The sequence below is a fragment of the Arenimonas sp. genome, from assembly GCF_041919775.1.
In the GTDB taxonomy this organism is placed as follows: domain Bacteria; phylum Pseudomonadota; class Gammaproteobacteria; order Xanthomonadales; family Xanthomonadaceae; genus Arenimonas.
This window is the reverse complement of sequence record NZ_JAYRTE010000004.1, coordinates 37,237-50,293: the sequence shown is the minus strand read 5'-3', so window position 1 is coordinate 50,293 and position 13,057 is coordinate 37,237. Positions and strand designations below refer to the sequence as shown.

Sequence of the window (13,057 nt, the reverse complement as noted above, 5' to 3'; positions counted from 1 at the left end):
GACTGCCCCGATGAACGCCCGCACTGAAACCACCCAGGTACTGATCGTCGGCGCCGGCCCGGCCGGTTCGGTCGCCGCCGCGCTGCTGCGCCAGCAGGGCCGGCAGGTGCTGATGCTCGAGAAGCAGCGTTTCCCGCGCTTTTCCATCGGCGAAAGCCTGTTGCCCCAGTCCATGGAATACCTGGAACAGGCCGGCATGCTGCGCGCCGTGGTCGAGGCCGGTTTCCAGCACAAGAATGGCGCCGCCTTCGCCCACGACGGCCGCCACACCACCTTCGATTTCCGGCAAAAATCCAGCCTTGGCTGGGGCACGACCTACCAGGTGCAGCGCGCGGACTTCGACCAGGTGCTGGCCCGCGAAGCCGAGCGCGCCGGTGCCGAGCTGCGTTTCGAACACGAAGTGTTGGCCGTCGATGTATCCGGCGAAAAACCGCGTGTCAGCGTCCGCGCCCCGGACGGCGAGGCCTACGAGGTGGCTGCCGACTTCCTGCTCGACGCCAGCGGCTTCGCGCGCATCCTGCCGCGCCTGCTCGACCTCGAGCGCCCCTCGCGTTTCCCGGTGCGCGGCGCAATCTTCACCCACGTGCGCGACGGCATCACGCCGGGCGCCGAAGGTTTCGACCGCAACAAGATCCTGATCACGGTGCATCCGCGCCACCAGGACGTGTGGTACTGGACCATTCCGTTCTCGAACGGCACCTGCTCGCTGGGCGTGGTGGCCGAACAGGCCTTCCTGGCGCAGTACGAAGGCAGCGAAACCCAACGCCTGCAGGCCATCGTCGGCGAAGACCCCGGCCTGTCGGCGCTGCTGGCCAAGGCCGAGTGGCCGATGCCGGCGCGGCAGATCGTGGGCTATTCGGCCAACGTCGATTCGCTCTGGGGCCGCAACTATGCGCTGCTGGGCAATGCCGGCGAATTCCTGGACCCGGTGTTTTCCTCGGGCGTCACCATCGCCTTCAAGTCCGCCAGCCTGGCGGCGGCCTGCCTGGCCCGGCAGTTCGGCGGCGAAAACGTGGACTGGGAAGCCGAATACGGCCGTCCGCTGCGCGCCGGCGTCGACACCTTCCGCACCTTCGTCGAAAGCTGGTACGCCGGCGGCTTCCAGAAAATCATCTTCCACGAGAACGCCAACCCCGCGATCCGCGAAATGATCTGCTCGATCCTCGCCGGTTACGCCTGGGATACGTCCAATCCCTACGTCGCCGATTCGAAGCGACGCCTGGGCGTGCTGGAGCAACTGTGCGCCGCCTGATCGTCCTGCTGCTGGCTGTCGTGCTGGCGGGCTGTGCCAGCCAGTCGGTGCGTGCGCCGGCCAGCGGCATGCCGACGCTGGCGCTGGCGCCCGCGGCGCTGGGCGGCACGCTGGCGCTGGAGCAGCGGCTGGTGTTCGAACACGGCGAGCGCAGCGACACCGTCGATGCGCTGGTGGAAGCCAATGCGCGGGCCGTGAACATCGTGCTGCACCGCCAGGGCCAGGTGCTGCTGCGCCTGGCCTGGGATGGCGATGACCTGCAGCAGGAACGCGCCGACCAGCTGCCCGCGGCGCTTTCCGCGCAGCGCGTGCTTGCCGACCTGCAGCTGGTTTATTGGCCGGCCGCGGCCATCCGCCAGGCCTTGCCGGCCGGCTGGACGCTGGACGAAGCCGGGAAGCAACGCACGCTCGCGCACCGCAGCGAAACGGTCGCCACCGTGCACCGGACGGGCGCGCACGATGCCCGCCTGGAAAACCGGCGCGAAGGCTACCGCCTGCACATCAGCTCGGTCCCGGTGCAGCCATGAGCCCGGTTTTCCTCAATGAGCTGGCCATGGCCTGCGCACTGGGCACCGACCTGGAAACGGTGGCCGCGAACCTGTTCGCCGCGGATGCACCCGGCGGCCTGGTGGAAAGCGACTTCGCCAGTCCCGGCCGGCCGCTGGCCATCGGCCGCGTGCCCGGCGAACTGCCGTCGCTGGACAGTCTCGACGTGGCCCTGCGCGGCCGCAACAACGCCCTGCTGGAACTGGCCCTGGCGCCGATCCGTCCCGCCGTCGAACGCCTGGTGGCGCGCCACGGTGCGTCCCGCATCGCGGTTGTGCTGGGCACCAGCACCTCGGGCGTGGGCGAAAGCGAAGCCGCGCACCGCGCCTTCCTGGCGAACGGGCGTTGGCCCAAATCCTTCCACTACACCCAGCAGGAAATGGGCATGCCGGCGCGCTTCGTCGCCAGCCGGCTGGGCCTGACCGGCCCGGCCCACGTCATTTCCACCGCCTGTTCGTCCAGCGCCAAGGCCCTGGCCTCGGCCGCGCGGCTGCTGCGCGCTGGCCTGGCCGACGCGGTGGTCGCAGGCGGCGCGGACTCGCTCTGCGAGTTCACGGTGGCCGGATTCAGCGCGCTCGGCTCGGTGTCGGCCGAACGCTGCCAGCCCTTCTCGCGCAACCGCTGCGGCATCAATATCGGCGAGGGCGCGGCGCTGTTCGTGCTCAGCCGCGGCGAAGGCCCGGTGCGCCTGGCCGGGTGGGGCGAAAGCTCGGATGCCCACCACATGTCGGCGCCGGAGCCGGAGGGGCAGGGCCCCGAACGCGCGATCCGGGCCGCCCTGCAGCGCGCCGGCTTCCCGCCGGGCGACATCGACTACGTGAACCTGCACGGCACCGCCACGCCGCAGAACGACGCCATGGAAGCGCGGGTGATGTCCCGGGTGTTCGGCGCCGGCACGCCCTGCAGTTCCACCAAGGCGCTGACCGGCCACACGCTCGGCGCGGCCGGCGCCATCGAGGCCGCCATCGCCTGGATCACCCTGGCGCGCAACCCGGGCCGGCACCTGCCGCCGCACTGGTGGGACGGCGCCGTCGATCCCGACCTGCCGCCGATCCACCTGGTGGCACCGGGCACGCGGGCCCTGCATGCGCCGCGCCGGGTGCTCAGCCAGTCCTTCGCCTTCGGTGGTTCCAACGCCGCGCTGGTGCTGGAGGCCGTATGAACGACGCCGTGCGCGCCGCCGTCGAACGCCTCGTGCCGCATCGCGGCGGCATGCTCTGGCTCGAACGCATCCTGGCCTGCGATGGCGATGGTGCCGTCGCCGAAGCCGTGGTCCGCGAGGACCATCCTTTTTTCGACGTCGCGGGCGTCCCCGCCTGGGCCGGCATCGAGTACATGGCGCAGTGCATCGCCGCCTGGGCCGGTGGCCAGGCGCTGGCCAGGGGCAAGCCGGTGAGCCCGGGTTTCCTGCTGGGCACGCGGCGCTATGACAGCCGACGCCCGGTCCTGGCCGTCGGCACCCGCCTGCGCATCGAAGCCCGCCGCGAACTGATGGGCGACAACGGCCTGGGCATGTTCGCCTGCCGCATCCTCGATGGGGACGAAGAAATCGCCGTCGCCAACGTCTCGGTCTTCGAGCCCCCCGACCCCGACGCCTACCTGGGAAACACGAACGAATGACTCACCGCACCGTCCTGATCACCGGCGCCAGCCGCGGCATCGGCCGCGGCATCGCGCTGCGCCTGGCCCGCGACGGCTTCGACCTGGTCGTGCACTGCCGCAGCCGGCGCGAGCAGGCCGAGGAAGTCGCGACCATGGCGCGCGCGCTTGGCCGCGAAGCCCGCGTGCTGTGTTTCGACGTCGCCGACCGCAAGGCCTGCGCCGAAGCGATCAGCGCCGACATCGACGCCCACGGCGCCTACCACGGCGTCGTCTGCAACGCCGGCATCGCCCGCGACAGCGCCTTCCCGGCCATGCCCGGCGAAGACTGGGACGCGGTGGTGCACACCAACCTCGACGCCTTCTACAACGTGCTGCAGCCGGTGGTGATGCCGATGGTCCGGCGTCGCAAGCCGGGCCGCATCGTCACCCTGTCGTCGGTGTCGGGCCTGGCCGGCAATCGCGGCCAGACCAACTACAGCGCAGCCAAGGCCGGCATCATCGGCGCCAGCAAGGCGCTGGCGCTGGAGCTGGCCAAGCGCGGGATCACCGTCAACTGCGTGGCGCCGGGCCTGGTGGACACCGAGATGCTGGACGAACACGTACGCGAGGAAGCGCTGAAGATGGTGCCCCTGCGCCGGGTCGGCACGGTGGACGAAGTCGCGGCCGTGGTGTCCTTCCTGATGTCCGACGACGCCTCCTACGTGACCCGCCAGGTGATTTCGGTGAACGGGGGCATGCTGTGAGCCGCGCCGCAGCCGAACGCCGCGTCGTGGTCACCGGCCGCGGTGCGATCAGTCCGCTGGGCCACGACTGGCCGTCGGTGCTGGCGCACCTGAAGTCCGGCCGCAACGCCGTGCAGCGCTTCGACGATTGGGGTAAATACCGCGGCCTCAACACCCGCCTGGGCGTGCCGGCCGCCGACTTCGAGCTGCCTGCACACTACAACCGCAAGACCACGCGCAGCATGGGCCGCGTGGCCCTGCTGGCGACGCTGGCCAGCGAGCGGGCGCTCGCCGACGCCGGGCTGCTGGGCAACCCGCTGCTGCAGTCGGGCAAGGTCGGCATTTCCTACGGCAGCTCCGCCGGCACGCCCTCGTCGATGAGCGACTTCGGCCGCACGCTGGCCGAGCTCAATACGCAGTACGTCAACGCCACCACCTACATCAAGATGATGAGCCACACCGCGCCGGTGAACATGGGCGTGTTCTTCGGCATCACCGGCCGCATCATCACCACCTCCAGCGCCTGCACCTCGGGCAGCCAGGGCATCGGCTACGCCTACGAAACCATCCGCGCCGGCCGGCAGCTGGCCATGCTGGCCGGTGGTTCGGAGGAACTTGACGTCACCGCCGCCACCGTCTTCGACACGCTGTTCGCCACCAGCAATGCCAATGACACGCCGGAACTGACGCCGCGTCCCTTCGACGCCGACCGCGACGGCCTGGTGGTGGGCGAGGGCGCCTGCACCCTGGTGCTGGAAGACCTGGAGCACGCGCTGGCCCGCGGCGCCACCATCCACGCCGAGATCGTCGGTTTCGGCACCAACAGCGACGGCCAGCACGTCACCCAGCCCAATGCCCCGACCATGGCGCAGGCGATGCGCCTGGCCCTGGACGACGCCGGGCTGGCGCCGGACGCCATCGGCTACGTCAACGCCCACGGCACCGCCACCGGCCACGGCGACATCGCCGAAACCACGGCCACGCACGAAGTCTTCGGCGAACGGATGCCGATCAGTTCGCTCAAGAGCTACACCGGCCACACCCTGGGCGCCTGCGGTGCGCTCGAGGCCTGGGTGACGCTGGAAATGATGCGCGAGCGCTGGTTCCATCCGACCCTGAACCTGCGCAACGTCGACCCGCGCTGCGGCCGGCTCGACTACATCACCGGCGAGGGCCGCATGCTCGACACCGACTACGCCATGAGCAACAACTTCGCCTTCGGCGGCATCAACACCTCGCTGGTGCTGCGCCGCTGGAACGATTGATTGACCCGAGGAGACCTTGCCCCGATGAAGAATCTCGTCCCGATTTTCCTGTTCGCCGTCCTGGCCGCCTCGACCGCCCAGGCACGCGATACCCGCCTGCATCTCGACTTCGCCGAAGCGGTTAAGTCAGGACTTTCCGACGGCACGCTCGACGGCTCGGTCAGTTTTCATCTGGCCGGCGCGCCGACCCCGGCAATCAGCAAGCGCCTCGGCGTGGCCAATTCCAACCGAAAGACCAACGCCGTCAACAAGAGTGACGAGGAAGCCTGCCGCTGGGTGCTGATGAGCGTACTGCTGGCGATGCAGGACCAGGCGCGTTCGCGCGGCGCCAATGCGGTGGTGGACATCACCAGCAACTACAAGAAGCAGGAGTTCTCCAGCCCGACGCAATACGAGTGCGCGGCCGGGGCGATCATGGCCGGCGTGGCGCTCAAGGGCACCTACGCGACGGTTTCGCGCTGATCCCGAACGATGGCCGACTGCCACGTCGAGCTGGCCGCGCTGGAAGCGATCGAATCGCTGGCCACCGTCGGCGTGGACTGGTTGACCGCCGCCGAACGACAGCGCCTTGAAGCGATGACGGCGCCGCTGCGGCGGCGCCAGTTCCTGGCGGGGCACTGGCTGGTGCGCGACCTGGCGGCGCGCTGCCGCGGCGGTGCAGCCGCCGACTGGCAGTTGGAGAGCGACGAACGCGGCCAGCCGTCCCTAGGCCTGCGCAACACCCGGCTGTGCGTTTCGCTGAGCCACAGCGGCGGTTTTGTCGCTGTCGCCGTGGCCAGCCAACCCGTGGGCCTGGACCTGGAATACCCCGGCCGCCCGCGCGATCTGGCCGCGCTCGCCGGCTTCACGTTTTCGCCGGAAGAATGCCGCACGCTCGAAGAGACGCCGGCGGACGGGCAGCTGCGACAGTTCCTTTCCACCTGGAGTCTGAAGGAAGCCTTCGGCAAACGTTGCGGCGACGGCCTGCAGCCTTCGCGTGCGCGACGCATGCTTGCCCGCGAAGCGGATTCTGCCGCCGCCGAAGCCTGGCGCTGGGACCTGCCGGGGCAGGGCGTGCTGGCCCTGGCCGCCTGGCCTGGCGCCCGGGTGCAGGTGCAGGCGGCCCAGGCGCTGCCTGCGCCCGACGCCTGGTGTTACGAGAGCCTGCCGGACTGAAACTCCTGCCCGACTGAGGCCACGCCGGCGGCCGCTTACGACTCGTCGGCCGCCAGGTCGTCCAGGATCGGGCACTCGGGCCGGTTGTCGCCGTGGCAATTTTTCGCCAGCTTTTCCAGCGTGCGCTGCATCGCCTGCATCTCGGCGATGCGCTGCGACAGGTCGCGGGCGTGCGCCAGCGCCAGCTTTTTGACCACGGCGCTGCTGCGCCCGGGATCGGACCACAGCCCCAGCAGCTGCCCGATCTGCTTCATCGAGAATCCCAGCGTGCGCGAGCGCTTGATGAAGCGCAGGCGATGCAGGTCGGCGTCGCTGTAGAGCCGGTAGTTGGCTAAAGTGCGGCTGGCCGGCGGGATCAGGCCGGTGCTTTCATAGTGGCGGATCATCTTCGCCGACACGCCGGTCAGCGCCGACGCCTCGCCGATGTTGTGCAGGCCCTGGCCCTTGGCTTCGGACAGTTCGGGACGGGTGGCGCGGGTGGCCATGGCGACCTCCTGTGAGTCAGTGCCGCGCCTGCGGCTTCCAGCGCCGCAGCAGCAGCGTGTTCGATACCACGCTGACGCTCGAGAGCGCCATCGCCGCACCGGCGACCACCGGATCGAGCAGGCCGGCCGCCGCCAGCGGGATGCCGACCACGTTGTAGACGAAGGCCCAGAACAGGTTCTGGTGGATCTTGCGGGTGGTGCGGCGGGAGACGTCGATGGCATCGGCGACCAGGCGCGGATCGCCGCGCATCAGGGTGACGCCGGCGGCATGCATCGCCACGTCGGTGCCGCTGCCCATCGCGAAACCGACCGCGGCCGCGGCCAGCGCCGGGGCGTCGTTGACGCCGTCGCCGACCATGCCCACCGGACCGTCGGCGGACAGTTCGCGCACCACGCCGGCCTTGTCGGCGGGCAGCACCTCGGCGCGCACGTCGGCCGGATCCATCCCCAGCGCCGTGGCGACGGCGCGGGCGGCGCCGGCGTTGTCGCCGGAAACCATGACCGAACGGATGCCCTGCGCCTTCAGCAAAGCGATGGCCTCCGCGGCTTCCGGACGCGGCGGGTCGCCGAAGGCCAGCAGGCCCACCAGGCGCGGCGCCTGCTTCGTTCCTGCCGCCAGCCATGACACCGAGTGGCCCTGGCTGGCCTGGTCCTGGCCCACCTGCGCCAGTGAACCCAGATCGACACCCAGCTCCTGCATCAGCCGTGCGCTGCCCAGCACAACGTGTTCGCCACCCACCGCGCCTTCGATGCCGCGACCCTGCAGCACCGCCGAATCGGCCGCAGGTGCGGGCAGGGGGCCACGGACCGATGCCGCTTCCAGCACCGCGCGTGCAAGCGGGTGTTCGCTGCCCTGCTGCAGTGCAGCGGCCAGCGCCAGCAGCCGGCCGTCGTCGCCATCCACGGCCTGCAGGGCCGCCAGCTTCGGCTGGCCCAGCGTCAGCGTGCCGGTCTTGTCGAAGGCGACCGTGCGCAGACTACGGGTGGTTTCCAGTGCTTCGGCGTCCTTGATCAGGATTCCGGCCCGTGCAGCAACGCCGGTGCCGGCCATGATCGCCGTCGGCGTGGCCAGGCCCAGCGCACAGGGGCAGGCGATCACCAGCACGGCGACGGCGTTGAGCACCGCATTGGTCCAGTCGCCGGTGGCCAGGCCCCAGCCCAGCAGCGTGGCCAGCGCGATCACCACCACCACCGGCACGAACACCGCGCTGACGCGATCGACGAGGCGCTGGATCGGCGCCTTCCTGGCCTGGGCGTCTTCGACCAGGCGGATGATGCGCGCCAGCGCCGATTCCGCGCCCACCGCGGTGGTGCGCACCAGCAGGCGGCCTTCGCCGTTGACGGCGCCGCCGGTGATGCGGTCTCCGGTTTCTTTCGGGACCGGCAGCGATTCACCGCTGATCAGGGATTCGTCGGCGTGGCTGCGGCCTTCGAGCACCTCGCCATCGACCGGGAAACGTTCGCCCGGCAGTACGACCACATCATCGCCGACGCGCACCTGCGAAACTGGCACCTGCGTTTCGCGTCCGTCGGCCTGGCGCACGCGCGCCGTCGTCGGCCGCAGTGCCTGCAGGGCACGGATCGCTTCGGTGGTCTGGCGCTTGGCGCGCGCCTCGAGCCACTTGCCCATCAGGATCAGCGTGATGATCACCGCCGAGGCTTCGAAGTACAGCGGTGGTTCGCCGTGGTGCGGCTGGGTGAACAACAGATGGTAGACGCTCAGGCCGTAGCCGGCGCTGGTGCCCAGCGCGACCAGCAGGTCCATGTTGCCGGTGCCGGCACGCAGCGCCTTCCAGCCGGCGCGATAAAAGCGGGCACCCAGCCAGAACTGCACCGGCGTCGCCAGCGCGAACTGCCACCAGCCCGGCAGCGCCCAGTGCTGGTCGAACAGCATGCCCAGCATCGGCGCGGCCAGCGGCAGCGACAGCAGCGCGGCGATCAGCAGGTGCCGGCGTTCGCGGCTGGCCAGCTCCTCCCTGGCGGATGGCACAGCGGCCTCGCCCGGGACAGGGGCGTCCGCGGCTTCATTTTTCTCAGGCGCCACCTCGTAACCGGCGGCGGCGACCGCGGCGACCAGGTCTTCGGAAGCCGTGCCCGCCAGCACCTGCACCCGGGCGGTTTCAGTGGCCAGGTTGACGCTGGCCGACTGCACGCCCGGCACGGCCGCCAATGCCTTTTCGATGCGGCCGACGCAGGACGCGCAGCTCATGCCCAGGATCGCCATCGACACCTCCTCGATGGCGACGCCGTAGCCGGCTTTTTCAACGGCCGCCGCCAGCGTGGCAGCCGACGGGCTGCCGTCGGTGGTGACAGCCGCCGTTTCCGTGGCCAGGTTGACGCTGGCCATCAGTACGCCCGGCACCTGGGCCAGGGCCTTTTCGACCCGGCCCACGCAGGAGGCGCAGCTCATGCCGGTGACGCCGAAGCGGAAGCTGGCGGGCGAAACGGCGGGCAACTCAGGCGGGTGCGTGTTCATGGCGGATTCCTCTGGACGATGCACGCAGCCTGGGCCTTCCCATCATGGCAAGGTCAAGCCATCAGTCGCCGTGGCGGGCGAAGGGTTCGGCCTTGCCGTCCGGGGTGATCAGTTCGACGGTGTAGGGCTGCACGCGGCCGTCGGGCATTTCCATGCCCGGCGAACCGGCCGGCATCCCCGGCACGGTGAGGCCGCGGGCCTTCGGACGTTCGGCGAGCAGGCGCTTGACGTCTTCAGCCGGCACGTGGCCTTCGACGAAATAACCGTCCACCTCGGCGGTGTGGCACGAGCCCTTGGCCGGCGGGATGCCGACGCGCTGCTTCACCGGGCCCATGTCTTCGGTCTCGACCACGCGCACTTCGAAACCTTCGGCGCGCATGTGGTCCACCCACAGCTTGCAGCAGCCGCAGTAGGGACTCTTGTGCACAGTGACCAGGGGCAGGCTGTTGTCCACGGGGCTGGCGTTGGCGGGCGCCGCGGCGGTCGTTTGTGCGGCCAGCGGCGCGGCGAACAGCAGCGCGGCCAGGGCGAGGGTGGTGGCGAAAACTTTCATCGGGTTTGCTCCTTCTCAGGTGTTCTGGCGGCGCACCGGGGCGCCGAAGGCGGGATCGTTGCTGACGCGGCGGGCGACCGTGCCGGGCGGATTGGCGTACCAGCCGGGATCGCTGAAATCACCGGGCGCGATGTCGTCGCGCACCTTGACCACGGTGAACATGCCGCCCATCTCGATGTTCCCGAACGGGCCCTTGCCGGCCATCATCGCCAGCGTGTTCTCCGGGCCCTTCATGTGGCCGCTGTCGGTGTGCTCCTGGTGTTCGGACATGCCGTGCTGGCCCATGGCCATGTAGCCGGGCAGCATGCGCCGGATCTTTTGCTCGACGCCGGACTGGTCAACGCCCTGGGTGTTCGGGATCTCGTGGCCCATCGGACCCATCGTGTGGTGCGACATGTGGCAGTGGAAGGCCCAGTCGCCGGGCACGGCGGTGAACTCGATGTCGCGCATCTGGCCGACGCCGATGATCTCGGTAACCTCCCGTCGCCACTGTGCCTTCGGCCAGCGGCCGCCGTCGCTGCCGGTTACCTCGAACTGCACGCCATGCAGGTGGATGGGGTGGTTCCACATGCTCAGGTTGCCGACGCGGATGCGCACGCGTTCACCGGTGCGCGCCACCATCGGTTCGATGGCCGGGAAGACCTTGGAGTTGAAGGTCCAAAGGTCGAAGTCCTGCATCACCGACGGATCCGGCCGGTACGTGCCCGGGTGCAGCGCGAAGTTGTGCAGCAGCAGCGCGTAGTCGCGGTCGACTTGGTCGCCGCCGCGCGGATGGATGACCAGCAGACCCATCATGCCCATCGCCAGCTGCACCATTTCGTCGGCGTGCGGGTGGTACATGTGGGTGCCGTGCTGCACCAGGTCGAACTCGTAGGCGAAGGTCTCGCCGGGCTGGATCTGAGGCTGCGACAGGCCACCGACGCCGTCCATGCCGCTGGGCAGGATCAGGCCGTGCCAGTGGATGGTGGTGGCTTCCTTCAGGCGGTTGGTGACGTAGATGCGCACGCGGTCGCCTTCCACGGCTTCGATGGTCGGGCCCGGCGTGGAGCCGTTGTAGCCCCAGACCACGGCCTTGGAGCCGGGCGCGAATTCGTGCTCGAACTCTTCGGCCACCAGGTGGAATTCCTTGACGCCTCCGTTCATACGATGGGGCAGGGACCAACCGTTGAGCGTGCGCACCTTGCCGTGGGCGCGGCGGGCGGCGGGCGCGTTTTCGGTGGCCGTGCGCGCCGCCGGCGCGGCCTGGGCGAGGGCGGGCAGCGCGGCGGCACCGGCCAGTCCGGCGCCGGCGCCGATCAGCAGCTTGCGTCGGGACAGGCTCATGGGGTGGCTCCGTGGTGATGGTCGTGTTGATCGGATGATGTGTCGTCGTCGGATTCTTCGTGAACGTCGGCGGGTCCAGGCTTCGACGGCATGTCGTGGCCGGAGTGGTCCATGCCTTCATGCATCGAATGGTCCATTTCTTCTGGTTCGGCAGCCTTGGCGTCTCCGTGCATCGAATGGTCCATGCCTCCGTGCGCCGAGTGGTCCATGGCCGGCGCTTCTTCCGGGCCGAGGATTTCCTGCAGCGACGGTGTGCGCGCATCGATGCGGGCGTCGCTGGGCAGGCGACGGCCGACCTGGCGGGCCAGTTCGACGCGGGCCAGCCAGTAGTCGCGCACGGCTTCGAGGTAGGCCTGGTAGGCGTCGTATTCGGCGACCTTGGCCTGGATCAGCTCGAACACGCCGATCAGCATGAAATTCTGCCGTTCCTGCTGGCGTGCGACGATCGACTCTCGCTGCGGCACCAGGGCGAGGCGGTGGATGTCCACCACCTCGCGCAGCGCGGCCACGGTCTGCGCACCCGTGCGCACGCCGTTGTCTGCCGCCAGTTCGGCCTGCTCCACGCGCGCCAGCGCTTCCATCAGCCGGGCCTCGGCGCGGGCCAGCTTTGCCTGGCCCTGGTTGAAGATCGGCAGCTCCAGCGAAATTTCCGGGCCCTGCAGGCGGGCGCCATCGGCTTCGCGCTCGCGTTCGTAGCCGATCTCGCTGCCGCCGAACCAGCGCAGGGTGCGGGTCAGGCCCAGTGCGTCGGCCAGCACTTCCGCCTCGGCGCGGGCGGCGAGCACGGCGAGGTTGCCGTCGCGGGCCAGGCTCGCCAACTGCTCCGGGTCATCCTCGGTGGGCACCGGCAGCGGCAGGGAGTCGCTGGCTTCCCAGTTCGCTTCTTCGCCGCGCAGGCCCAGCAGGGTATGCAGCGCGAGGCGGTGGCGACCGGCGTCGGCGCGCGCCTGCAGGGCCTCGATGTAGGCCTGGCTGGCGGCGGCTTGCTCCTGCGCCAGCTGCAGCGCGCTGATGTTGCCGGCGGCGTGGAACCGTTCGGCAAGTTCTGCGCTGGCCGCGGCCGCTTCGCTGACCGCCTCGCGCATGCCCGCGACCTGGCGGGCGGTGACGTAGGCATACCAGGCCGCTTCGACCTCGGCCACGGTGTCGAGCACCGCGCCGGCGACGTCGTAGCGCGCCCGGTCGTAATCGGTCGCGGCCAGTCGCACCCTGGCGGGCAGCAGCAGCAGGTCCAGCAGCGGCATCGAGAGGCCGGTGGTGCGGCTGTGGCCGCCGCCGTCGATCGACATGCGCTGGAAGGACAAACGCGGGTTTTCGATTTCCACGGCTTCCAGCACTTCGGCCCGGGCCAGGCCCAGGCGGGCGTAATGTTCGCGCAGGCGCGGGCTGCGCAGCATCGCCACACGGGTGGCTGCATCGAGGGTCATCGGCTCGGAGAGCCAGCGGCCGAGGCGCGTTTTTTCTTCGTCGGTCGCCGCCACGGCAGACCAGTCCACTGCAGGGCCGCCGCGTTCGGCAAGCAGCTCGGTGATGTCGGCGTCGCGTGGCTGCGGCGCCATCGAGGCACAGCCGGCCAGCGCCGAAACAAGGACCAGCGCCAGCAGGGCGCGGGAGAGGAGGGCAATCATGGAAGTCTCCGGAAACGTCCCGGGAAGGGACCCGACCCGGCTTCAGCCGG

Annotated in this window: 13 protein-coding genes; 8 read left to right on the top strand and 5 right to left on the bottom strand. The window is 69.9% G+C overall.

What is annotated here, in order from left to right; translation table 11 throughout:
• Positions 1-10 precede the first annotated feature (10 nt).
• From ACE3TE_RS03860 to ACE3TE_RS03825, 8 genes are read left to right on the top strand one after another with little or no spacing between them, the layout of a single operon-like run.
• Entirely contained in the window at positions 11-1,252 is a 1,242-nt protein-coding gene (locus ACE3TE_RS03860; protein WP_374602355.1) for an NAD(P)/FAD-dependent oxidoreductase, read from the top strand.
• The gene (locus ACE3TE_RS03855; protein WP_374602353.1) at positions 1,240-1,779 is read left to right on the top strand and encodes a DUF3261 domain-containing protein; all 540 of its coding nucleotides are present in this window, start codon (positions 1,240-1,242) and stop codon (positions 1,777-1,779) included. Before ACE3TE_RS03860 ends, ACE3TE_RS03855 begins: the two co-directional genes overlap by 13 nt.
• On the top strand, positions 1,776-2,960 hold the full coding sequence (locus ACE3TE_RS03850) for a beta-ketoacyl-ACP synthase (RefSeq protein WP_374602351.1): 1,185 nt from the start codon (positions 1,776-1,778) through the stop codon (positions 2,958-2,960). The genes ACE3TE_RS03855 and ACE3TE_RS03850 overlap by 4 nt, the downstream gene beginning before the upstream one ends.
• Entirely contained in the window at positions 2,957-3,418 is a 462-nt protein-coding gene (locus ACE3TE_RS03845) for a hypothetical protein (RefSeq protein ID WP_374602349.1), read from the top strand. The genes ACE3TE_RS03850 and ACE3TE_RS03845 overlap by 4 nt, the downstream gene beginning before the upstream one ends.
• Positions 3,415-4,143 (top strand): 3-oxoacyl-ACP reductase FabG, encoded by a 729-nt coding sequence (fabG, locus tag ACE3TE_RS03840; RefSeq protein WP_374602347.1) that lies wholly within the window; start codon positions 3,415-3,417, stop codon positions 4,141-4,143. The genes ACE3TE_RS03845 and fabG overlap by 4 nt, the downstream gene beginning before the upstream one ends.
• Complete coding sequence (locus ACE3TE_RS03835; protein ID WP_374602345.1) at positions 4,140-5,387, top strand: beta-ketoacyl-ACP synthase; 1,248 nt, start codon at positions 4,140-4,142, stop codon at positions 5,385-5,387. Before fabG ends, ACE3TE_RS03835 begins: the two co-directional genes overlap by 4 nt.
• A 24-nt stretch (positions 5,388-5,411) precedes the next feature.
• Positions 5,412-5,849 carry an excinuclease ATPase subunit gene (locus ACE3TE_RS03830; RefSeq protein WP_374602344.1) on the top strand — a complete coding sequence of 146 codons (438 nt, stop codon included), beginning with the start codon at positions 5,412-5,414 and terminating at the stop codon, positions 5,847-5,849.
• Positions 5,850-5,858: 9 nt separating this feature from the next.
• A complete protein-coding gene (locus tag ACE3TE_RS03825) occupies positions 5,859-6,542 on the top strand; it encodes a 4'-phosphopantetheinyl transferase superfamily protein (RefSeq protein WP_374602342.1) in 684 nt (227 codons plus the stop codon).
• A 35-nt stretch (positions 6,543-6,577) separates the two neighbouring features.
• Here ACE3TE_RS03825 and cueR read toward each other — a convergent pair whose 3' ends face one another.
• The 5 genes from cueR to ACE3TE_RS03800 form a co-directional block, all read right to left on the bottom strand.
• Positions 6,578-7,027, bottom strand: coding sequence for a Cu(I)-responsive transcriptional regulator (gene cueR, locus ACE3TE_RS03820; protein ID WP_374602340.1), 450 nt, complete (start codon positions 7,025-7,027; stop codon positions 6,578-6,580).
• A 16-nt stretch (positions 7,028-7,043) separates the two neighbouring features.
• On the bottom strand, positions 7,044-9,503 hold the full coding sequence (locus ACE3TE_RS03815; RefSeq protein ID WP_374602338.1) for a heavy metal translocating P-type ATPase: 2,460 nt from the start codon (positions 9,501-9,503) through the stop codon (positions 7,044-7,046).
• A 61-nt stretch (positions 9,504-9,564) separates the two neighbouring features.
• Complete coding sequence (locus ACE3TE_RS03810; RefSeq protein ID WP_374602336.1) at positions 9,565-10,056, bottom strand: DUF411 domain-containing protein; 492 nt, start codon at positions 10,054-10,056, stop codon at positions 9,565-9,567.
• Between the two features lie 15 nt (positions 10,057-10,071).
• Positions 10,072-11,379 carry a multicopper oxidase family protein gene (locus ACE3TE_RS03805; RefSeq protein WP_374602334.1) on the bottom strand — a complete coding sequence of 436 codons (1,308 nt, stop codon included), beginning with the start codon at positions 11,377-11,379 and terminating at the stop codon, positions 10,072-10,074.
• On the bottom strand, positions 11,376-13,007 hold the full coding sequence (locus tag ACE3TE_RS03800) for a TolC family protein (protein ID WP_374602332.1): 1,632 nt from the start codon (positions 13,005-13,007) through the stop codon (positions 11,376-11,378). Before ACE3TE_RS03800 ends, ACE3TE_RS03805 begins: the two co-directional genes overlap by 4 nt.
• Positions 13,008-13,057 lie beyond the last annotated feature (50 nt).

Bases quoted from the DNA above. Each gene is read 5' to 3' on its own strand.
- ACE3TE_RS03860 (WP_374602355.1), top strand. From the start codon at position 11: ATGAACGCCCGCACTGAAACCACCCAGGTACTGATCGTCGGCGCCGGC.
- ACE3TE_RS03850 (WP_374602351.1), top strand. From the start codon at position 1,776: ATGAGCCCGGTTTTCCTCAATGAGCTGGCCATGGCCTGCGCACTGGGC.
- ACE3TE_RS03845 (WP_374602349.1), top strand. From the start codon at position 2,957: ATGAACGACGCCGTGCGCGCCGCCGTCGAACGCCTCGTGCCGCATCGC.
- fabG (WP_374602347.1), top strand. From the start codon at position 3,415: ATGACTCACCGCACCGTCCTGATCACCGGCGCCAGCCGCGGCATCGGC.
- ACE3TE_RS03830 (WP_374602344.1), top strand. From the start codon at position 5,412: ATGAAGAATCTCGTCCCGATTTTCCTGTTCGCCGTCCTGGCCGCCTCG.
- ACE3TE_RS03825 (WP_374602342.1), top strand. From the start codon at position 5,859: ATGGCCGACTGCCACGTCGAGCTGGCCGCGCTGGAAGCGATCGAATCG.
- cueR (WP_374602340.1), bottom strand. From the start codon at position 7,027: ATGGCCACCCGCGCCACCCGTCCCGAACTGTCCGAAGCCAAGGGCCAG.
- ACE3TE_RS03815 (WP_374602338.1), bottom strand. From the start codon at position 9,503: ATGAACACGCACCCGCCTGAGTTGCCCGCCGTTTCGCCCGCCAGCTTC.
- ACE3TE_RS03810 (WP_374602336.1), bottom strand. From the start codon at position 10,056: ATGAAAGTTTTCGCCACCACCCTCGCCCTGGCCGCGCTGCTGTTCGCC.
- ACE3TE_RS03805 (WP_374602334.1), bottom strand. From the start codon at position 11,379: ATGAGCCTGTCCCGACGCAAGCTGCTGATCGGCGCCGGCGCCGGACTG.
- ACE3TE_RS03800 (WP_374602332.1), bottom strand. From the start codon at position 13,007: ATGATTGCCCTCCTCTCCCGCGCCCTGCTGGCGCTGGTCCTTGTTTCG.